Source organism: Zobellia russellii, from assembly GCF_044597075.1.
Classification (GTDB): Bacteria; Bacteroidota; Bacteroidia; order Flavobacteriales; family Flavobacteriaceae; genus Zobellia; species Zobellia russellii.
Genome location: NZ_CP139000.1, coordinates 3,133,560 through 3,156,628, shown reverse-complemented (window position 1 = coordinate 3,156,628; position 23,069 = coordinate 3,133,560). Strand labels below are relative to the sequence as shown.

At 40.4% G+C, this 23,069-nt stretch carries 14 protein-coding genes; 11 read left to right on the top strand and 3 right to left on the bottom strand.

Annotated elements, in window-relative coordinates; genetic code table 11:
• Positions 1-27 precede the first annotated feature (27 nt).
• The 9 genes from SJY45_RS12830 to SJY45_RS12790 all read left to right on the top strand — a co-directional run bounded on the left by SJY45_RS12830 (position 28) and on the right by SJY45_RS12790 (position 13,035).
• On the top strand, positions 28-1,329 hold the full coding sequence (locus tag SJY45_RS12830; RefSeq protein WP_215436934.1) for an alginate export family protein: 1,302 nt from the start codon (positions 28-30) through the stop codon (positions 1,327-1,329).
• A gap of 150 nt (positions 1,330-1,479) precedes the next feature.
• Positions 1,480-2,151: a response regulator gene (locus tag SJY45_RS12825; RefSeq protein WP_400071174.1), complete on the top strand. Its 672-nt coding sequence runs from the start codon at positions 1,480-1,482 to the stop codon at positions 2,149-2,151.
• 39 nt (positions 2,152-2,190) lie between these two features.
• Positions 2,191-3,534 (top strand): alpha-amylase family glycosyl hydrolase, encoded by a 1,344-nt coding sequence (locus tag SJY45_RS12820; protein ID WP_400071172.1) that lies wholly within the window; start codon positions 2,191-2,193, stop codon positions 3,532-3,534.
• Positions 3,535-3,675: 141 nt separating this feature from the next.
• Entirely contained in the window at positions 3,676-7,206 is a 3,531-nt protein-coding gene (locus tag SJY45_RS12815) for a molybdopterin-dependent oxidoreductase (protein WP_400071170.1), read from the top strand.
• Between the two features lie 13 nt (positions 7,207-7,219).
• The gene (locus SJY45_RS12810) at positions 7,220-8,659 is read left to right on the top strand and encodes a rubredoxin (RefSeq protein WP_400071169.1); all 1,440 of its coding nucleotides are present in this window, start codon (positions 7,220-7,222) and stop codon (positions 8,657-8,659) included.
• Positions 8,660-8,697: 38 nt separating this feature from the next.
• A complete protein-coding gene (locus tag SJY45_RS12805) occupies positions 8,698-9,738 on the top strand; it encodes a Kelch repeat-containing protein (RefSeq protein ID WP_400071167.1) in 1,041 nt (346 codons plus the stop codon).
• Positions 9,739-9,830: 92 nt separating this feature from the next.
• Positions 9,831-10,892, top strand: coding sequence for a pyridoxal-phosphate dependent enzyme (locus SJY45_RS12800; protein WP_215436951.1), 1,062 nt, complete (start codon positions 9,831-9,833; stop codon positions 10,890-10,892).
• 11 nt (positions 10,893-10,903) lie between these two features.
• A complete protein-coding gene (locus SJY45_RS12795) occupies positions 10,904-11,977 on the top strand; it encodes a DUF1611 domain-containing protein (RefSeq protein WP_400071165.1) in 1,074 nt (357 codons plus the stop codon).
• Positions 11,974-13,035, top strand: a complete 1,062-nt coding sequence (locus tag SJY45_RS12790) for a mandelate racemase/muconate lactonizing enzyme family protein (RefSeq protein ID WP_400071163.1) — start codon at positions 11,974-11,976, stop codon at positions 13,033-13,035. The genes SJY45_RS12795 and SJY45_RS12790 overlap by 4 nt, the downstream gene beginning before the upstream one ends.
• Before the next feature lie 4 nt (positions 13,036-13,039).
• Here SJY45_RS12790 and SJY45_RS12785 read toward each other — a convergent pair whose 3' ends face one another.
• Together SJY45_RS12785 and SJY45_RS12780 are read right to left on the bottom strand one after the other, a co-directional pair.
• Positions 13,040-15,604 carry a zinc-dependent metalloprotease gene (locus SJY45_RS12785; RefSeq protein WP_215436961.1) on the bottom strand — a complete coding sequence of 855 codons (2,565 nt, stop codon included), beginning with the start codon at positions 15,602-15,604 and terminating at the stop codon, positions 13,040-13,042.
• Between the two features lie 329 nt (positions 15,605-15,933).
• Positions 15,934-16,689 carry a sulfite exporter TauE/SafE family protein gene (locus SJY45_RS12780; RefSeq protein WP_215436962.1) on the bottom strand — a complete coding sequence of 252 codons (756 nt, stop codon included), beginning with the start codon at positions 16,687-16,689 and terminating at the stop codon, positions 15,934-15,936.
• 82 nt (positions 16,690-16,771) lie between these two features.
• Here SJY45_RS12780 and SJY45_RS12775 point away from each other — a divergent pair, with 82 nt between their 5' ends.
• Positions 16,772-18,583, top strand: a complete 1,812-nt coding sequence (locus SJY45_RS12775) for a sodium:solute symporter family protein (protein ID WP_303404638.1) — start codon at positions 16,772-16,774, stop codon at positions 18,581-18,583.
• Between the two features lie 29 nt (positions 18,584-18,612).
• On the opposite strand, the gene SJY45_RS12770 is transcribed toward SJY45_RS12775, so the two are convergent.
• A complete protein-coding gene (locus SJY45_RS12770; protein ID WP_400071160.1) occupies positions 18,613-19,029 on the bottom strand; it encodes a hypothetical protein in 417 nt (138 codons plus the stop codon).
• Between the two features lie 239 nt (positions 19,030-19,268).
• Between SJY45_RS12770 and SJY45_RS12765 the strand changes: the two genes are divergently transcribed.
• On the top strand, positions 19,269-23,069 hold the full coding sequence (locus SJY45_RS12765; RefSeq protein ID WP_400071158.1) for a transglutaminase domain-containing protein: 3,801 nt from the start codon (positions 19,269-19,271) through the stop codon (positions 23,067-23,069).

Sequence of the window (23,069 nt, the reverse complement as noted above, 5' to 3'; positions counted from 1 at the left end):
TAATACAATCACATTAAGACCTATATTATGAAAAAACAGTACACCCTATTATTTGTATTGATGCTTACGATTCAATTTGCATCTGCGCAATTTGTTCTCGATGGCGAATTTAAACCCCGTACAGAATACCGTAATGGTTTTGGTAGCATTATCCCCGATGCCCTAGACCCTGGCTTTGCTATTGCAACACGTTTACGACTAAACGCCGGTTATCAAACCGAAGCTTTTAAATTTTACATGAGCTTGCAAGATGTTATGGTCTGGGGAGAGAACAGGCAACTAAAACCTGAGGATAGCAACAATTCGTTTTCTGTCTTTCAAGCATGGGCCGACATTAAACTTGGAGAAGGCTTCTCAACTAAAATAGGCCGCCAAATGCTTGTCTACGATGATCAAAGAATTCTTGGCGGGGTTGATTGGGCCATGCAGGCACGTAACCACGATGCAGCTTTGTTACAATACAAAAAAGGTAAATTTATGATGGACCTGGGTCTTGCCTTTAATCAGGACTTTACGGCAACTACTGGAAATCCGGGAGGGTTTCAATCAGTTGGTACGGCCTATAATACTACTGGGTTTTTCTCGTACAAAAGCATGCAATACCTCTATCTGAGACATAAAGGAGAAGCATTTTCCGCAAGCGGATTGATAATGAACAATGGTTTTCAAAATTTTACAGGAGATGCAGATGCTCAAGTTGCAGATGGTGTAAGCAATTTGGTTACGCTGGGTACACATTTAAACTATAAAAAAGGAAGTTTTGGAGCAGCGCTTAACGCCTATCTGCAGACTGGTGAACGTCAAAATAGTGTAGATGTGAGCGGAGCATATCTTTTGGGATTGGACTTGACCTACAAGGTGTCTAAAGGGGTTTCCTTGGGGTTAGGGGCCGAAATCATTAGTGGAAACGATACTAGTACTACGGACAAGACCGAAGCTTTCTTTCCGCTTTACGGAACCAACCATAAATTTAATGGGTTTATGGATTACTTCTACGTAGGCAACCATGCTAATTCCGTTGGGCTAACGGATATTCATGCCAGTGCCAAGTTCGCTTTGGGCGAGACCTCTAGTTTAATGGTAAAGGTTTTGAACTTTAGTGGCGAGCAGGAGTTGCCAAGTGGCGAGAAGTCCCTAGGTACGGAAGTTGATTTGGTTTTTGCAAAGACCTTTAAAGGATACGGGTTAGCCATAGGCTATTCCCAAATGTTTGCTAGTGATGGCATGTATGAATTAAAAGGAGTAACAGAAGCAGACGCCTCTAGCGCACAAAATTGGGCTTGGGTGCAGTTAACTATGAAGCCTAAATTTTTAAATACGGCCAAGTAATAAAATTATTTTAAGATGCTTCGATAGGGCCGTTACAACCTTTTTGTTGTGGCGGTTCTTTTGTTTTAAACAGATTTTAAATCGGTATAGTAGCTTGTGTAACTCCCTTTATAAAAATCGATTATATTTGTACGTATAATTACGCATATTTTGGATCAAATAACAAGTATTATTTTAGCGGATGACCATTCTTTGGTTCGTGATGGCATCAGGTCTTTATTGGAGAGTGAATCTGATTTAAAAGTTATTGCCGAAGCTTCCGACGGTATCGAGGCCATTGAAATGGTGAATAAGAACTCGCCCGATCTATTGATTATAGATATTAGAATGCCACGCATGACAGGAATAGAGGCTGTTGAAAAACTGAGTGCTCAAAACTCGCCTGTAAAATGTATCATCCTTTCTATGCACGATTCAGAGGAGTATATTCTTAAGTCTGTTAAGGCCGGTGCACTAGGCTATTTGTTGAAAGACACAGGAAAAACGGAATTTCTTAAAGCCATTCATGCCGTGCGGGAAGGGGGCAAATACTATAGTGGCGATATTTCAAATGTTTTGGTCAATAGTTTATTGAGCTCCACGACCAATACTGTTGAAGGTCCTAAAAAAGCAACACCTACAAATATTCCTTTTGATTTGACCAATAAAGAACTCCAGGTATTAAAATTGGTTTTATCCGGCTTGACCAATAAGCAGATTTCCGAAAAATTGCAGAACAGTAAACGTACAGTGGAGACACATAGGTTTAACCTTATGCGTAAGATGGAAGTCAAAAATCTAATCGACCTTTCAAAAAAAGCGCAACAATTTAATTTGGTGTAGCACTGCTGTTCTAAATTTATTCGGTACCCATTTGCACATATGGACCACGCCATTTTTTATCATATCTATCCCTTGGGTCTTCTGGGCGCGGATAAAACCAATGATTTGGTTTCGGTCAGCATTAATAGACTTTCGGTGCTCAACGTTTGGTTGTCGCATATAAAGGAGCTGGGTTGCAACGCGCTTTATATTGGTCCTGTTTTTGAATCATCTAGCCATGGGTATGATACAGTGGATTATTATAAAGTGGACCGAAGGTTAGGTAATGACGCTGCCTTGATTGCTTTGGTAAAAAATGCCCATGAGCTGGGTATCAGTGTAGTTTTAGATGGTGTTTTCAACCACGTAGGAAGGGACTTCTTTGCATTTAAAGACCTTAAGAAGTTTGGGAAGAATTCAACATATATCAATTGGTTTTCTAATGTGGATTTTGGGAAGCGTAGCCCGTTAGAAGACCCGTTTACCTATGACACTTGGGCCGGCTATTATCAATTGGTAAAACTCAATCTTAAAAATAAGGAGGTTCGAGATTATCTTTTGGGTGCCGTTGCCAAATGGATGGACATCTATAAAATTGATGGCCTGCGCTTAGATACCGCAGATGTGTTGGATTTTGACTTTATGAAAGAACTTGCACTCTTTTGTAAAAAACGAAATCCTCATTTTTGGTTAATGGGTGAGGTGGTTCATGGCAATTATAACCGTTGGGCAAATGATAGAATGTTAGATTCCGTTACCAATTACGATTACCACACGCCTATTTACGAAAGCTTTAATTTAAAGGATTTCAGTAAAATTTCCGAAACTGTTGAACGGGATTTTGGTCCTAAGGGAATTTATAAAGATTTGGCGCTCTATTCTTTTGTAGATAACCATGACGTTAACCGTGCCGCCAGTACTTTAAAGAAACCCGAACACTTATTCCCTCTATACTTATTACTATTTACGCTTCCGGGAATACCTGCCATTTACTACGGGAGTGAATGGGGTTTTGAAGGGAAAAAGTCCGCACATAGTGATGATTTGCTGCGCCCAAGTGTAGAGCTGAAAAACCTAAAAAAACAAGCAAAACACCCAAAGTTATTAGATGCTATAAAGCATTTTATTGGCGCACGTAAAAAATGTAAGGCTCTGTCTACGGGTAAGTATGAAACTTTGCTGGTTAAAAAAGAGCAGTATGCCTTTTCTAGAAAAGAAAAGGATGGAACGGTGGTCGTTATTGTAAATATGTCTAACCAACCTGTTAAGGTAAACATTCCCGTAAAAGGTCTGCCTGCCAAGGGTTTTACGGATTTTCTTAACCCAGATTATTGTCTAATACCCAACAAAACAGGTCTTTCTGTGGAGGTTCCACCATGTTGGGGCCGTATCCTGTATCATTGATTGAAAAGTAGCTAGAGGGCACTTTTTTTATTGATGTGTGATAAAAACATCAAACTATTACGAAAAAAACACTACGTATATATACGTAATTTTATAACTTGCTGTATCTAATTTTGGTGTTTACATCAAAAAGGAAAAGCAATGTTAAAAAAGAAAACACATAAAACCGTTTGTTCTTACTGTGGTGTAGGTTGCGGTATATTGGTAGATGTTGATAATAAAGGGAAAATTGAGGTAGACGGAGACCCTGATTACCCTTCCAACAAGGGTATGTTATGCTCTAAAGGAAGAAACCTGAATTATGTTGCCCAAGATACCAGCGACCGGATTATGCATCCGCAAATGCGATGGAGTAGGAATCACCCGTTGCAAAAAGTAGCTTGGGACACCGCTTTTGAGCGTGCCGCAGCCGTTTTTAAGAGCATTATTGCCAAACATGGGCCGGATAGTGTCGGTTTCTACGTATCCGGACAATGTCTTACCGAGGAATATTATCTGGTGAACAAGATTACCAAAGGCTTTATCGGAACCAATAATGTAGACACCAACAGTAGGCTTTGTATGAGCTCTGCCGTGGTAGGCTATAAAAAAACTTTGGGTGAAGATTCTGTGCCTATTTCGTATGAAGATATAGAACTGGCAGACTGTTTTTTGATTGCTGGAGCTAATCCTGCTTGGTGCCACCCCATTCTCTATAGACGTTTGGAACAGCACAAAGAAGAAAATCCCAACGTTAAAATAATTGTTGTAGACCCGCGAAAAACGCAGACATGTGCTTCGGCAGATATACATTTACAAATCCTTCCGGGAACAGATGTTATCCTTTTCAATGCCATGGCAAGATGGCTCATCGAAAAGAAAAAAATAGATAAAAATTTTATTAAAAAACACACCTCAAATTTTGAGGCTTGCAAGGAAAGTGCTTTTACCCTTACCCTTAGGCAGGCATCCGAAAAATGTGGCGTTCCCGTTTCGGATATCCGGAAGGCGGCACAATATATTGGAGACGCCAATAAGTTCATTAGTATGTGGACCATGGGGCTTAACCAAAGTGTAATAGGGGTTTCTAAAAATGTGTCTCTGTTGAATCTTTCTTTGTTAACAGGGCAAATAGGAAAACCGGGTTGTGGGCCATTTTCATTAACGGGGCAGCCCAACGCTATGGGTGGCCGTGAAGTGGGTGGTATGGCCAGTCTTTTGGCCGTGCATAAAGACTTGGGCAATCCGCAGCACCGGAAAGAGGTTTCGGATTTTTGGGGAGGAAAGGAAATTAATTCGGAACCGGGGTATACTGCAACAGAAATGTTTGATGCGCTAGAAAGTGGAAAACTAAAGGCAATTTGGATTATTTGTACGAATCCCGCTGTGAGTATGCCCAACGTAAAGAAGGTTGAAAAGGCTCTTAAAAATGCGGCTTTTGTAGTAGTTCAGGATATTAGCCATAATTCCGAAACCACAAAATTTGCCGATCTTTTATTGCCTGCGGCCGGCTGGTTGGAGAAAGAAGGTACGATGACCAATTCGGAAAGACGGATCAGTTATTTACCAAAGGTTATTGATGCACCGGGAGAAGCATTGCCAGATGCCGAAATTCTTTGGCGTTTTGCCCAGGCCATGGGTTATGAAGGTTTTGATTACGCCAATGCAAGCGAAGTTTATGATGAGCACTGCCTTTTGACCAAAGGCACCAATATTGATATTACAGGTCTGTCTTATGAAAGATTAAAAAACGAAGGTAGCTTTCAATGGCCGGTTCCCCACAAGACCCATCCGGGAACACCGCGTTTGTTTACTGATTTTAACTTCCATACAAATGATAAAAAGGCACATTTTAATGCGCCAAAGACTCTCTATAATAAATCTGAGGAAACAGATATTGATTTTCCTTTGGTATTGAATACGGGAAGGGTAAGGGATCAGTGGCACACCCGAACCAAAACCGGAAAAGTAAAACGTTTATTGACCCATATTCCGCAGCCCTATTTAGAAATGAACAAGGTAGACGCCTATCTGCGCAAGTTAAAAGAGGGAGATATTGCGGTTATTAAAAGTAGAAGGGGCGAAGTACAGGTAAAAGTGAAGATCAATTTTGATATTCGCGAACGTGTTGTTTTTCTTCCTATGCACTGGGGGAAAGTCCTGAATAATGATTTTGGCAGGGCCAATAACCTTACCAATGATATTGTTGACCCAGTTTCCAAAGAGCCCGATTTTAAATACTGTGCGGTTCAGGTAGAGAAGTTCGTAAAACCGGTTCAAAAAATAATTGTTATCGGGGCAGGTGCGGCTGCATATAGGTTTATTCAATCCTATCGGGAGAAAAATAAAAAAGACGAATTGCATGTATTTTCCAAAGAAAAGGACCCCTTTTATAACAGGGTACTATTGCCGGAATATGTAAGCGATGAGCTTTCTTGGGAAGCATTGGAGAAGTTAAAATCTGGAGAATTACAAAAGCTGAACGTCAACTTGCACTCGGGAATTGGGATTAGTGACGTAAATGCAACGATGAAGCAGGTTACCGATAGTGATGGATTGATTCATTCGTACGATTTGCTGGTTATGGCCACAGGTAGCCGTGCTTTTGTACCAAGTGAGGTACAAATAGACCTCCCGGGGCGGTTTACCATGCGCGAAAGGGGAGATGCGGACAAACTGAAACAATACCTCCAAAAAACGGGATTACCGGCAACAGAACAACATGTGGTAATTGTTGGTGGAGGTCTGTTAGGGTTGGAATTGGCCGCAGCACTTAAAAAGATAGACATCAATATAAGTATTGTACAAAGGGCACCACGTTTAATGGAGCGTCAGCTGGATCGGGTGGCAAGTAGACTTTTAGCGGAAGATGTCACCGAAAGGAATATCAACCTTTATTTTGATAATGAAGTCAGTACGGTGTTTGAGGAAAAAGAGAATCCGTTTAGGTTGTTGGTAAACCTTAAAACAGGTCGTACTATTCAGTGTAATGCCATTGTTTACGCTATAGGAACAAGACCGAATATTGAATTGGCAAAAAAGGCCGATTTAATAACAAGAAGGGGTGTTCTGGTAAATTCGTATTTGCAGACCAATAACCCATCTATTTTTGCCTTGGGCGAAATAGCGGAGTTCAATAATTCGCTTTTTGGAATAACATCGGCCGCAGAGCAACAGGCAGATATTGCCGCTAACTATATTTTAGGCGATTATAGCAGTATCTACAATGGCTCAGTTCTTATGAATATCCTGAAGTTCGAAAATCTTGACCTGTGTAGTATTGGTATGGTAAATGCACCTTCGGACGACAGTAGTTACGAAGAGATTATTTTGATGGATGTGAGCAAGCGCTTCTACAAAAAGTGCATTGTAAAGGACGATACGTTGAAAGGCGCGATTTTAATGGGCGATAAAAATGAGTTTGCCGAGTTTAAACGCCTGATAGAAGAAGAAATAGAACTGTCAGAAAAACGAAACGAATTGCTTAGAGGGGCAACTACTTCCGTTCCTCTAAAGGGAAAATTGGTATGTTCTTGCAGTCAGGTCGGAGAGGGCAATGTTATTGACGCCATTGCCGGTGGTTGCTCAGAGTTTAACACGTTATGCTCGGAAACGGGAGCAGGTTTAGGATGTGGCAGTTGCAAACCGGAAGTGAAGGCCATATTGGACAAACAACTACAATTAGCAAATTAAAAAAAACGGGATTATGAACGATGATCTGCACCGCATATTAATAAAAGGAGGAGTTACCTCACCGGGGGAACTCAAGGATATTATAGGTCTTCTGGAAGCTGCAGGCCTAAATGAAGTCTATTTTGGTTCCCGGCAGGATTTACTCTTCCCGTTAAAAGGCGTAGAAGAAGGTCAACTTGAGCGTATATCAAAGTTCAACACCAATATTATTACTGATAGAGCGTATCAGAATATTGTAAGTTCATACGTTTCTGCAGATATTTTTGATATGACCCATTGGCTTAAAGGTTCTACTTATCTCTATATTTTGGAGGGCTTTGATTTTTTGCCAAAATTAAAAATTAACATCACAGACCCCAAACAAAGATTGGTGCCACTTTTTAGTGGTAACCTTAATTTTATAGCTTCGGAAAATGAAGATTATTGGTATTTAAACGTAAAGCTACCGCAATGGGAAAAAGCGGCGTATTACCCTGTTTTGATTTACAGTTGGGATATTACCACCATATGCAAGGCCATTGAGGATATTTATGAAGACATTCAAGATGTAGAGGAACTGTTTTTTGTCTTGAACAAGAATCTGGATACGAATAACAAGACCATAGAAAAGGAACTAAAAGTACCCTATCTTACCTTCCCGTATTATGAGGGAATGAACCGTATGGGGCTAGATCAATATTGGCTGGGCCTGTATTGGCGAAACAACCGGTATGATCTATCGTTTCTTAAGGAATTCTGCGGTTTTTGTTTAGACAATAGCATAGGTAAAATCTGTATTACCCCATGGAAATCCTTCGTGGTAAAAGGTATTCAAAAGCAAAGTAGACCAGCCTTGGAACGCTTTTTAGGGCAATGGGGTATTAATGTAAGACACTCACAGCTAGAAATGAACTGGCATTTGCCGGTAGATGATAACCAAGCGTTGGAACTAAAAAAATTCTTGGTCCGTAGCTTTGACCAGAATGATATTAGTACCTACGGGCTTACATTTGGTATAAGCAATGATGTGGGCAAGCGGTCCCATTTTGCTTCGGTAATTATCGAAAAAAATAGTTCGCCTACCATTGTTAAGGATTTTGATGTGAGGCCGACCTATAATGTGCTTCATTTTGTAAATTTTGACCCCAATACCCAAAAATATCTGGCCTACGCCCAAGATGTAGATAAGATTGAACTTCCCGGTCTATTAATGGAACTCAGTAAAAAATACTTTAATCAACTGGGCAGGGAGGTTGAAGTAAATAAAACGCCTAAAAAAGTTGAGGAACAGGAAACCAAGACCATTCACCAATGTCAATCCTGTTTTACGGTCTATGACCCGCTGTATGGAGATGTTACGAACAATATTCGAAAAGGAACCACATTTAAAGAGTTGCCCGATAGCTATACCTGTTCGGTATGTGAAGCACCAAAATCCCAATTTGAAAAAACGGAACTGAATTTTTCGAGCTGATTTTGTTACATTTGGATAGTACCTAAAACACCTTCCAAATGAACAAAAAATTTCTTGGCCTATTAAGCGGTATTCTACTATTCACGGCATGTAAGGACAACCCGGACAAAAAGGCGGATGTTGAAAAACAGGTAGATGAGATAACCGTTCAAAAACCTACGATGGCTTGGAAACTGGTAGCTTCCGCAGATGGTAGTAAACCCGTAGCCCGTCATGAAGCGGCCTTTGTTCGCGTAGATGATAAATTCTATTTGTTAGGGGGAAGAGGCATTCGCCCTGTAAGTATCTATGACACCAACACCCAAAGCTGGTCAGAAGGCAGTAAACCCCCTATTGAAATGCACCACTTTCAGCCTGTGGTCTATCAGCATAAAATATATCTTATTTCGGCATTAACGGGTAAATATCCGGCAGAAACTCCAACAGAGCATATTTATATCTATGACCCTGCTACGGATGAATGGTCTAAGGGAGATGAAATTCCAGAGGAAAGAAGACGTGGTTCTACAGGAAATGTGCTATATGAAGGCAAGATTTATATTGCCTGCGGAATAAAGAACGGTCATATAGGTGATTATAAAAATTGGATGGACAGTTACGACCCAAGTACTGGCGAGTGGGAGGTTCTGGCGGATGCACCTCGCGCAAGAGACCATTTTCAGGCGGTTTTAGCAGATGGAAAGATTTACGCCCCGGCAGGTAGAAATTCCGGGATTGATCCTGAATCCGTTTTTGGGGGAACCATAGCCGAGGTTGATGTGTATGATATAAAAAGTGATACTTGGGAGACGTTGCCAGAAAATATTCCAACGCCAAGAGCAGGTAATGCCGCTGCACTATTTCATGATGAATTGATAGTTGTTGGGGGTGAATCTACAACACAGGAAAAAGCACATGCTGATGTTGAGGTTTTGGATTTAAACACTCATAAATGGCACACCCTGCCCAGCATGGTAGAAGGGAGGCACGGTAGTGGTCTTGTACTTTTTGAAGATGGTGTATATATTGCTTCAGGATGTGGGAATAGAGGCGGTTCTCCAGAACTTACCACTATGGAAAAATTTAGCGTAGAAGATTGATTCTCAGCTGAATAATTTTAAAATTATTTTTTACATCGTGACTAAAAACATATTACATTTGATAGGGAATTCCCCAATATCAAAATATAAAAATGGATTTACGAGACGGTGTGAAAACCGCAGAGAACAAGGTGTCTTCCGAGACCAAAAAACTAAGCGAATTTGTTAGGGACAAAAGTAAGTCCTTGGTAGATCGTTTAGAGTCATATGAAGATATCATAAATCTTGAAGTAGGAGACACAGGCTTGCACCGCGCAAAAACCCTGGAGCGGGAATTTGATATTCGTCAGCTGTACATTAAGTACGAAGGTGATAACCCCACGGGAACACAAAAAGACCGTATTGCCTTTGCACAAATCTATGATGCCCTCCGTAGGGAATTTGAAGTGGTGTCTTTGGCTACTTGTGGTAACTATGGTGTTGCTGTGGCGTTAGCCGCCAACTTGGCCGGTATTGCTTGTAGAATTTATATTCCGGAAACTTTTCATACCGATCGTGTTGTAGAAATGCAATTGCTGGGTGCAGAAATTGTTCGTAGGCCGGGGAGCTATGAAGATGTCGTAAAAGAGAGTAGCGAACTCGCAAAAAATAACGGTTGGTATGATGCTAATCCGGGAGGAGCCAATACCCCTTTGCAGATCAGTGCTTATTCGCAGATTGCCCTAGAAATTTTTGAAGATTTGGGAGATGCACCAAAGTACTGTGCGGTACCTGTTTCCAACGGTACACTTTTCGCTGGAATTTATCGGGGGTTCGTTAGCCTTTATAAAAGGGGCAAGACTTCTAGGGTACCCAAAATGGTAGCGGCTTCATCATCAAGAAAAAATCCGATTATTCAATCGTTTTTACTGGGACTGGACTATTGCAAGGATTTGGATCCCAAAGCTATTAAGGAGACCAAGTACAATGAGCCGCTTATTAACTGGCATAGTTTTGACGGAGAAGAAGCGTTGTATGCCTTGAGGGAATCCGATGGTGAGGCGTATAATATCAGCGATAAAAAATTAAAGGATATGACGGCCCTACTGGCCAAAAAGGAAGGCTTTCGCATTTTGCCTGCCTCCACAGCTGGACTAATAGCCCTACTGGAACTTGACGAAAAAATGAATTTTGAACCAGACCGTTTTGTAGCGGTTCTGACGGCAAAAAATTAATATTTAAGAAAATGAAGAAATCAATTGATGGAAAGGCCCTTATCTATTGCGAAGGGGCTTTTAATACTCCTAACGGAAAAACTGCGCATGGTTTGGTTCGTTTTACCGAACGTTATGAGGTAGTTGGCGTATTGGATACAAATTATGCTTCTAGGGACGCTGGTGAGGTACTTGATGGGAAACCCAGCGGAATCCCGGTTTTTGCAACCATAGAAGATGCAGTAGAAACTTTGGGTGCTTCTGGCAATACGCCGGAATCTCTTGTTATTGGTTTGGCACCCGATGGGGGGCGGTTACCAAAAGAAGCAAAGGCTACCATTTCAAAAGCTCTGGAAATGGGTTGGAACGTAGATAGTGGTTTGCACGACTTTTTGACGAATGATGCTTGGTTAATGGAAATTGCCACTAAAAATAACTGTCGGGTACGCGATGTTCGTAAAACACCGGATCGGGACAAACTTCATTTTTTTACAGGAGAGATAGAAAAAGTAGATTGTTTAAAATTGGCTGTTTTGGGAACGGATTCCGCATTGGGAAAGCGTACCACTGCTTGGTTATTGGTTCACGGGTTTAGAGATGCCGGTCAAAAGGCCCAAATGATTGGTACTGGACAAACCGCTTGGATGCAAGGTGCAAAGTACAGTATGGTAATGGACAGTTGTATTAACGATTTTGTGTCGGGGGAGATTGAACATGCCGTCGTAAGTGCCTATAAAAATGAAAAGCCTGATGTTATTGTTATTGAAGGGCAAGGCAGTTTAATGAACCCTGCTTACCCAGGTGGTTTTGAAATTTTAGCAGCAGGCAGACCTGATTACGTAATACTGCAGCATGCTCCAAAACGACTGGAATATGATGGATTCCCAGGCTATAAAATGCATTCGTTAACAGAACAGATCAATGCTATTGAAGTTATTTCGGGCAAAAAGGTAATTGCCATTACCGTAAACCATGAAGAAATGGAGGAGGATGAGATTCTGGAGGCATGCAAGCAGATTACTCTTGAAACAAAGTTGCCTGCTTTTGATGTGTTAAAGTATGGAGCTAAAGAACTGGTAGCATTACTAAAGGAAAAGATTAAATGAGAATAACCAACGTGTCTTATGAGCGACTTGACCTTAAACTGTCCGAACCCTATACTATTGCTTACGAAACGATAGATGATACGGTAAATTTCATTCTTAAAATTGAAACGGATAGTGCTATAGTTGGTTATGGATGTTCCGCTCCGGATAAAATAGTTACGGGAGAACATCCTAAGGAAGTAGAAACAGCTCTAAAAGAGGTTATCATTCCTTTTTTAAAAGGCAAGGATCCTTTTATGTACGCTTATGTTTTAAAGGAATTAAAGAAGTTGTTGGGCCGGAAATCGTCTTCTTTGGCTATGGTAGACATGGCGCTTTTTGATATCATTTCAAAAAAAGCAGATGTGCCATTGTATAAGTTTCTAGGCGGTTACAGACAAAGCATTCCAACAAGTATAACGATTGGTATTTTATCTTTGGAGGAAACCATGGCTCAGGCCAAGGAATTCGTTAGGCAGGGGTTTTCAATTCTAAAGGTAAAGGGCGGGCACAGCCTTGCCGAGGATATTGAAAAAATGACCTTGCTGCACGAGAAATTTCCAGAAGTTACTTTCCGCTTTGATGGAAACCAAGGATATTCCGTAGTAGATTCCGTAGCATTTGTAAAAGCCACCAGCCAAATAGGTATTGAAATTTTTGAACAGCCTACCAAACAGGAGCGGGAAGAACGCTTGGGTGAAGTTATGGACCAGATAGATATTCCTTTAATGGCCGATGAAAGTTTAAAAACCTTAACCGATGTATTCCGGCTTGCCCAGAACGAAAGGGTGGATATGGTAAACATTAAGTTGATGAAGGTGGGAGGTATTTTTGAAGGAATGCATATTAATTCCGTAGCTAAATCGGCAGGTATTGAAACTATGGTGGGTTGTAATGATGAGTGTGCGTTGGGTATTTCTGCGGGACTTCATTTTGCACTTTCCAGACCCAACATTTGTTATGCCGATCTAGATGGGCATTTAGATGTGGTAGACGATCCTTTTAAAGGCTTGTTTAAACTAGAAAAAGGGGTGTTATACCCATCGGACGCTCCAGGTTTAGGAATAATACATCTATAGCCAATTAATTCTCCTCACTTTCCTGAATAGAAATATCTCTACGGAAAGGAATAAATAGCGGATCTACATCTTTGGTCTCACCAATAACCGATTCAATTTCCCTTTTAAGATAATTTAAATGGGCAATGGTCAGTCTATCGGTCATCACGGGAATGGTCCGCTTAATTTTTCCCTGTAAATTCAAAAGGTTGTCAAGGGCCAATGAGCGCACATCCGTATTAGAGGTGTAACCTTCGGAAAGCTTAGCCAAGATACCTTCTACCAAACCTTCTGCTTCGTCCGGTTTGTAAAGCGTAATCAGGTTGGCAACATAAGATTTCTGTAATTTTCTACGATAGGCATTCGTTTGGTAGAAAACATTCATATCGCCCCAAACCAATTGGTTCAAATCATCCATATAATCTTGGGGAAGGTAGGGGTCTTCATCTTCGTATCGCTCTGCAATAAAAGTCATTCTACTTAGCCTACTGCCACCTAAAAGATTGAGCATAACGCTCTCCATGGTCTTGGTTACGGATTCTTTTGATTGCGGCGATTGTATGGCGTTCAAAATTTCGTTTCGCAACAACCACTTGGGTTCTTTAAAAATATAATTGTTTAAAAATACCAATGCCTGCTTTTGCTTTTGCTTATCCACGGGGCGGTATACTTCACCTTCTTCACCCATGGTTTTTGGTGTTACGTAAATTCCACCAATGTTCTTGGTAACGTGAAAAATATAGTCACTGTACTGCCCGACCAAATCCTTATAGATTTGGTCTAAATTGGCATAATCGTCGCTGCTTTTTTCTTGCGTCCATTTTTTAAGGTAGGGAGCAATACGCTGTAAGTTCAGAATACCGTACATACTGGCTTGCATGGCGTCGTCACCCAAGTCTTCGGTCTGTGATCTAGGGTCAAAATCGCGCCCTTCCCCACCAAACCATAATCTTGGGTTGGCAGATACACTATCTACCACCATTTGGCTCAAGAGTTCTTTTTCGTCCCTTGCGGATAAATCATCGGCAAACCGGGAGTAACCCCATTGTATGGCCCATTTATCATAATCGCCTATTCGTGGCATTAAATCTTCCGTAGGAATACTATCTTCCGGTTGTGCAACATAGTTAAAACGGGCATAATCCATAATTGAACTGGTATGGCCATTTTTTCTTAAAAACTCAGCATCCCGCAATTTTTCAACGGGAGTAGCATAGCTGGCGCCCATATTATGTCTAAGCCCTAACGTATGACCTACCTCGTGCGAAGCCACAAAACGGATGAGATTGCCCATAAGTTCCGTGTCATATTCCATTTTTCTTGCACGCTCGTCAACAGCACCGGCTTGAACCATGTACCAACTGTGCAGCAGGCTCATGAGGTTGTGGTACCAGCCAATGTGGCTCTCCAATATTTCGCCACTTCTAGGGTCTACAATATTAGGGCCGTATGCATTTTTGGAGGGTGAGGCAAAATAACGAAGTACCGAAAAACGGGAATCTTCTAGGCTCATACTTTTGTCGTTCTCCGGCCATGGTTTACCAACAATTGCGTTTTTAAACCCGGCTTGCTCAAAGGCAACTTGCCAATCATTAATTCCTTGAATAAGAAAGGGCCTCCACTTTTTAGGAGTGGCAGGGTCTATATAGTAAACAATAGGTTTCTTGGGCTCTACCAACTCACCTCGTTGCCATTTTAAGGAATCCTCAGGTTTGGGCTCTAATCGCCATCTGTGTATGTAAGTGTTCCGATCTACTTGTTGCTGGTCGTCTCCATATTCCAAATACGAACTTGCAAAATAACCCACACGGGCATCGTACAGTCTTTTTTTCATGGGAACTTTTGGAAGCAGGATAAAAGAGTTGTTGATTTCCAATGTAACCACTCCGGCAAGAATTGCTGCGGGAAGCTCTTTTCTCTTATCAACACTAGACCTTGCCTTATAGGTTTTGACCGTTTTGATTTCCGTATTAACGGGAAACGAATTTATTTCCTTTATATAGGATTTATCCTTTTCAAGAGAGGTGAGTTTGTAATCGTCCTTTTGATCGCCACTAAGTGCCAAGAGCGGGTTTTCGCCATTTATAAAATCGGTTACTTCAATAACATGGGATTGCTTGTCTTCATTGGTAGCTTTTATGGCAAAAGCTTCAAGAATGGGGGTTATGTTAGAATTATTTACCGCTTTGGAAATAGCATCATCTTCACTAGCAGAGCTTACCAAAGTAGAAATACGAAGAAAAATGTTGTTTGAAGGTCCTTTTTCAAAAGTGATGGTGTTTTCGGAAATTTTCTCACCACCGTAATTACCGGCACCCGAAGGAGTTTTTATAAACCGGGTTACTACAAGCATCTCTCGGTTAAAAAGGCTATCAGGAATTTCAAAATAGTATTTGTCCCCTACTTTGTGAACATCAAAAAGACCGTTGCTGGTAATAGCTTCACTGGAGATTAAACGATCGTAAGCCTTGGCACTGGTTGATGCTACGCTTTCTGTTTTGCCTTTTTTATTGCCTTTATTGGCTATGCCTATGGTACTGCAGGATGCAGCCACAAAGAGCAACGTTATGTATATAAAAAATTGTTTCATTGATATAAATATTAACCGCTCCTACAATTTGGGATTGTAGGTGATAGTCGGTGTTCGCCCCTTAAATATGCCCGTGATGGGTCTTCGTATAAGTAGCGAACGTGTCAGTTCTTACTTTAGTATGGCGCTGGCCGAGTCTTACTCGCTTTTAACAGAAATTGTATCGGTTATTAATAGCGTACGCCTGTAGCCCTAATATATACGGCAACCCGCATTAAATAGTTGAGTTGAATATACAATTCTGAAAGTTGTATGTCAATCTATTAAGAAAAAAATAGGAAATAGAAGGTGTTTTGTAAGAAGCCACGAACACCAAGCAACAGCATTTACTACCTAATCAAGATCATGATGGCTCCTAGTGCGGTCAAGACCAAAATCATTTTTCTGTAGAAATCCTCTTTTATGATTTTTACCAGACGTATACCCAAGAAAACACCTAAGATAATTCCAGGAACCAGTTTTAGGTCAAACAGAAGGGTCTCTATGGTTATAGTTTCCCAAACGAAAATGTGCAGCGGTAGTTTTAAAACGTTGATGATAAGAAACAACCAGGCTGCGGTACCAATGAATTCGTTCTTGGGAACGCGCATGGCCAAAAAGTAAATATTACTGAACGCACCACCTAAATTGCCTATCATTGTAGTAATACCGGCAATGGTTCCTACGAGGCCTGCAAATAACCAATGTGTGGGAACGGATTTGGACTTTCGCCTATCCCACCAGTACATCATAAGCACGCTTACCAAAATGATGATTGCCATAGCAATTTTGAACAACCCTTCATCCAGATCGTTTCCGATCAATACTCCACAAGCTATCCCAACGAGAATCCACGGCAGGAATTTTATGATATGTGCCCAATTGGCGTGTCTGTTGTAATAGATAACGGCAAAAATATCGCCCACCACCAAGAGGGGAACTACTATGCCGGTAGATGCTTTTGCAGTAAAGGCAAGTGCCATTAACGTAACATTTACAATTGCAATTCCTTTAATGCCAGCCTTTGAGAGTCCAATAACGGTTGCAGCTGTAAATGCAAGGGCCCAAGCGGTAAGTGTAATGTTGAATGAAGTAGTTAAAAGCACAGGAAGAGGTTTGTATGAAAAAGGCAAAAGTATCCTAAAAAATAATATCTTTAAAGACTAATCCCAAAACCAACCCTCTTTAATGGAACTATCCACTCTAGATTATAGTTTTATCATTGTTTTTTTCTCAATTGTCCTAGGTATTGGATTTTACGTTTCTAAAAAATCGGGTAAGAACTCATCTGAGTTTTTTCTGTCCGGCAGGACTATGCCCTGGTGGTTATTGGGTCTTTCAATGGTGGCTACTACCTTTTCTACCGACACACCTAATTTGGTAACGGACATTGTTAGGACCAATGGGGTTTCTGGGAACTGGGTTTGGTGGGCTTTTTTGATTACCGGTCTTTTAACTGTTTTTGTGTATGCCAAACTTTGGCGTAAGTCCAATGTAAACACAGATTTAGAATTTTATGAAATGCGTTACGGCGGTGCTCCGGCAAGCTTTTTAAGAAAGTTCAGGGCCGTATATTTAGGTGCGCTTTTCAATATTATTACAATGGCATCCGTAACCTTGGCCGCTATTAAGATCGGTGGTATTATGTTAGGTCTAGAACCATGGGAAACCGTAGTTGGTGCGGGATTAATCACCGTTACCTTTAGTGCTTTGGGAGGTTTTAAAGGAGTGGTCTATACTGATTTTCTTTTGTTCTTTGTAGCCATGTCCGGAGCTATAGGTGCCGCATATTATTTGGTAAATATACCCGAGGTTGGTGGTATTGAGGCGCTAATAGCGCATGAAAATGTAATGGGGAAACTTGATATTGTTCCTGATTTCAGTAATAAAAAGGCACTGATTACCCTTTTTATTATTCCATTGGCCGTACAGTGGTGGAGTTCTTGGTACCCGGGTGCTGAACCAGGTGGGGGAGGTTATATTGCGCAACGTATGTTGGCCGCAAAAGACGAAAATCATGCTATTGGCGCCACATTCTTTTTCAATATCATGCACTATGCTTTAAGGCCTTGGCCATGGATATTGGTGGCATTGGCATCATTGGTGGTTTACCCGGATATTGCAAGTATTCATGAGGCTTTTCCTAATATTGCGGAAGACAAACTAGGACAGGATTTGGCCTACTCCGCCATGTTGACCAAGCTCCCAAGCGGACTTTTAGGTGTAGTTCTGGCTTCTTTGATTGCAGCTTATATGAGTACTATTTCTACACAGTTAAACTGGGGTTCATCTTATATTGTATTTGATTTTTACAAGCAACAGATAAACCCTAATGCTACTGAAAAGCAAATGGTGGCCGTGGGTAGAATTTCTACCGTTGTACTTATGATCCTGAGTGCAGGTTTGGCCTTGGCACTTGAGAATGCGCTTCAGATTTTTGACATTCTATTAACCTTTGGTGCGGGTACCGGACTCATTTTTATCTTAAGATGGTTTTGGTGGCGTATTAATGCATGGAGTGAAATTACGGCTATGTTCGCCTCAGGGGTAATTTCAATTGTATTGAAAACTACTTCTTTGGGGGCGGTTCTTTTTGCTGAAACAACAGGAGTTTTTCCGGATTGGGCCGAGTATCCTTTTGTAGTGGTGGTTACTTCTGCTATTTGGTTAACGGCAACGTTTATGACACAACCTGAATCTAAAGAAACGCTTCGGTCTTTTTATAAGCGTATTCAACCGGGAGGACCAGGTTGGTCTAAAGTGGTTGATGATGCCAAGGCCGATGGAGAAAAAATTAAGAACAATAACGAAAAATGGAGCGTGCCCCAAGGTATTACCGCAATGGTTCTTGGGTGTGTTCTTATCTACACAATTATGTTCGCAACCGGATATTGGATTTACGGTAGAACCGAAGCCGCATTATTGCTTACGGGAATTGCCGTAGTCTCGGGCTTCCTGCTCATACGGGCTTGGAACAAAATGAAAGAAAATATACTGTAATGAGATAAAAAGATGAGGTGGTACGGTTGTTACTCTACACTCTCCAAAATAATTTGTAGTACCTCATCCTGGTTTATTTCTATTATTGAAGTAGATTTTATCTCTCTTCTATTACCATCTTCATCGTAGGTGTAGGATTTAAAGGAAACCTCTTCCTCATTGTCAAACACTTGCATTTGGTAAATAGTAATAGACCCTTGCTCTAGTGATGTTAGGCTATAGCTGCTCAAACTTTGTCCATATTCCTTTTCTGCCCCAGTACCTTTTCTGAGTTTGAAAGTCACGTAATCTGCGGAAAATCCGGTTGAGTTGGTGAAAGAAATCCCAGTGTCGTTTGAGATTTTGGCCTCTCCGCTTACTAGACTTGGTTCTTCTTCATCTTTAGAACAGCTTGCGGTCAACACCAGTACAACACTGCAAAGTAGGTATACAATGCGCTTTTTCATAAGTAGGTTTTTAAAGGAGGATTGGGAGCCTCCAGGTTTGCTTAGGTGCTATTGGCTAACACCTTTAGAATCAACGCCTGTTAGGTGAGCTTATTGTATAAAATCGTTGTTCGGTCTTTAATTGTAGAAATGGGTAGTTCTGAATTCCATGTTGGTTTTTTCAGGATTGTAGCTAAGCATACCATTTAAAGAAAACTTGCGTTATAATTTATCCAAACTTTAACCAAACCTACCTACGCATGAGATTTTATCGTCTTCTTCTAGTGGCTTTTGTCTTTTCTGCAACTTGTTCCCAAGCTCAAGAAACCAAAAAAATAGATGCTTATTGGCAGCTTCTTTTAAAGAATCAGAGAGAGGAGGCTAAAGTTAAGTTTCAGAAAAAGAACAAGGGTAGTTTGCCAGATTTGTTGACTAATGAACTTATAGCCAATGAGAATGGTACATTTGCTTCTGCCGATGGCTTTATTACAAACGTAGTTGCCCAGCCGGATTTTGAATATTACCTCTACGCATTGTGGAACCATAATTTCTTTTTCGATTCCTATTTAACAACAGGATTCAACAGAAAAAATGTGGCTAACATAAATGGCGTACCATTAGAAAGAATTAAAAATACAACTGTTAAGGAGTCGCTTAGGTACCTCAAATCTGCCGTAGCCCAACATTCCGATGATTGGGCAGCGTACGACCAATTGAATTATGAAATACCAGCTATTAAGGCTTGGCAGTTTTGTGGTAGTTTTGAGAATTTGAACGGTAGTGGTTTGGCTACGGAATATGCTCCGGAAAAGAATACTACTTCCAAAACGGATTTTAACGCCAATAGCAACGGATTTATCAATTGGTATACACAAAGGGGGCGTGAGAAAGATGCGTATCAATATTACTCTAACCACGCAGAATATGGTGGTGGCGTAAATTATGCACAAAGTTTTATAAACAATCCAACAGTAAAAAAAGCAGTAGTACGTTTAGGTAGTTCATCTTTTGCAAAAGTTTGGCTAAATGATGTACTCATCTACGAAAACACCAATGATGGCATTACCGATTTGGATGCCTATAATGTGCTCGTAAACCTTCCTGCTGGAAACAACCGATTATTAGTAAAGAGCGCGGACCAAAGCGGAATAGCCTATTTTATTGTTAGAATTACAGATGAAGAAGGACACGCTTTTACCGATTTGGAATACAGTGCAACCCCAGTTGCCTATCAAAAAAGTTCATTGGAGCGTATTGCTCCTAAAGTATTGACACATGATGTAGAAGCCTTTTTTCAAAATAAATTAAAGAAAGACCCAAACAATTTTTTCAACACGATATGCTTGGTAAGTGCGTATTTGAGAAATTCAAAATTCAATGAGGCCAAGGCAACTTTACAACCATGGATAGAAGCCTATCCGGAAAGTTCGTTTCTTAGAAAATATCTTATTGAGTGTTATACAAAGGAAAAGGATTATGCTTCTGCAAAGGAGTTGCAAAAAAATATCCAAAGCGATGATGAAAACTACTATCTGTCGTACATCTATCGTTTTGAGGAATCTCGGGAACTTTTTAAACTGCCCTTACAGGAGTTTGAGGAATTTGTAGCGGACTTTTCGGCTTCTACGGATATGGATATTTTAAAACAATCGGCTAAATTGTTATTGAATATTAGGCAAGAAAATAAATCTGCCGTAAAGGAAACGTTACGGACCATTACCGATAATTATAAGGACCAGTTGAGTATCCTAAAAGTCTACCTCAATATATATTCCGCATATTTGAATGAAGACGATAAGGCCATACAGATTTTAGAAGATATAGATGACACCTATTTTGATTACAGCGCATTAAAATCTCTCGTTGCTTTTTATAACAAGCAAGACCGAAAGGAAGAGGCCTTGGCCCTTTTTGAAAAGCGATATAATTTGGTGGATCACGATAATATCTACCTGTCCGATTATATTGCCTACCAACATGAATATAAGAAGTATGAAGCGTCTTTACCGTACATAGCCCAAATGCTGGAGAATTTCCCATATTCATTTGTTGCCATGGAATTAAAAGGTACTGCCTTAGAGCAATCTGGGCGTAAAAAGGAAGCTCTGGTTTGGTATAAAAAATCACTTGGACATAATGGCGCAAATACCTCCTTACGCAATAAAATAGACGATTTGTCCAACGCCAAGGATTATCTAGAAGAACTAGCTACACCCAATATATATGAATTTATGGCCCAGACCCGGAATAAGGGGGTTAAGGGCAACTATGGGTATAATTATTTGTTGGATGAAAGTCTGTTGCAACTGTATCCGGAAGGTGGCGGTAAGTCTCAGACGCGTTATGTGGTTGAGATTTCCAGCGATAGTGGCATAGAATCTTTAAAAGAGGTAAATCTTGGTTTAAGTGGCAATTATCACATTACAAAATCCGAAATAGTAAAACCTAATAAAAAAATTGTTCCCGCGTCTAGAAGCGGTTCCAGTATTGTTTTTAACAATCTTGAAATTGGCGATATCATCTACGTAGATTATGAAAGTAGTTATGCCAATAGCGGTAGGTTTTATAAAGACCATGTAGACTATTTTCAGTTTGATTCTTTTCACCCTATTCATAAAAACACCTTAAAAATATTGGTGCCTAAGGGCAAGGATTTCACTACTAAAACACTTAATGGGGATGTCAGTTATAAAAAGCGAACAATAGATGATTATGTATACCATGAGTGGGAGACCATTGATCAGAAAGAACTTTCGCCAGAGGAGAACTTTATGCCTAGCCTTAGTGATGTAGCTAGCTATGTACACGTAAGCACAATAGGTTCTTGGGATGAGATAGCCAATTGGTATTCAGATTTGGTACGCCCGCAAATCGTTATCAACTCAGATGTTAAAGAAGCCTATAAAACAATTTTTCCATCCGGAAGCGATTCTTTTTCGGAAGACGAAAAGGCTTCTAAGATCTACTATTATATTATGGAGAACTTTAGCTATAGCCATGTAGGTTTTAGACAAAGTGGATATGTTCCGCAGCGGCCCTCAAAAACTATAAAATCTAAGCTAGGCGATTGTAAGGACTTTTCAACGCTGTATGTCACCTTGGCCCAAATGGCCGGTCTAAAGTCGCATTTAGTTTTGGTGCTTACCTCAGATTATGGCGAAAGCACCATGGTATTGCCAAGTCAAGATTTTAATCACTGTATAGCCAAGGTATTTATAGATGGTAAACCCCAGTATTTGGAACTTACGGACAACAATATGCCCTATAAGTCTATACCTACCAGTTTAGAAAGTGCTACTGCTTTGGATATCCCCAATAAATGGATGGAAGATGTAAAGAAGGGTATTTACAAGTTAAGAAATGTTGACCATACTACCACGGTGCTAGAAAGTAACATGGAGTATGTAATTGGAGAAGGTTCTCATAAATTAAGAATAGAATCTGTTTTAAAGGGGAGCATCAACGCTCATTATGCCGCTATTTTTAAGGAGAACAATTATGAGGTAGTAAAGAAGAGTATTACGGACGATTTTAAAAGTAGGATTTCAGAAGATTTTTCCATGGATAGTATTCATGATATACATTATGAACTACGTTCGCCTGTTTTAAAGTACACGTCAGACCTGACGGTTAACGAAAAATTGGATGAAATTGGCAGTATGAGGGTGTTTCGTATTCCAGCCGTGAACAATGCTTATAACACGTCCATAATCCAAGATGATGAGCGTATTTTTCCAATTGATTATCTGTTGTATGAAAATGCAAATGTTTACAAGTCTAGTTATGTTATTAAACTGAACGAAGACGAGCGTTTTGTTGAAATTCCGGAAAGTGCGGATTATAGTTTTAAAAAGCATCAGTTTAAAATAAACTATGACTTGGCTAAAGAGAATGAACTACATGTTTCCATAGAGGCTAAAACTTCAAAAGAACGTATTCCGGCAAGTGATTACAAAGACTTCAAGGTCTACGTAAAAGCGTCCTTAGATGCCAAGCAGCAACTAATAGGGTTTAAGAAGAGCAAGAAGGAAACTAAAGTAAGCTTTTCAGGTAAAAAATAG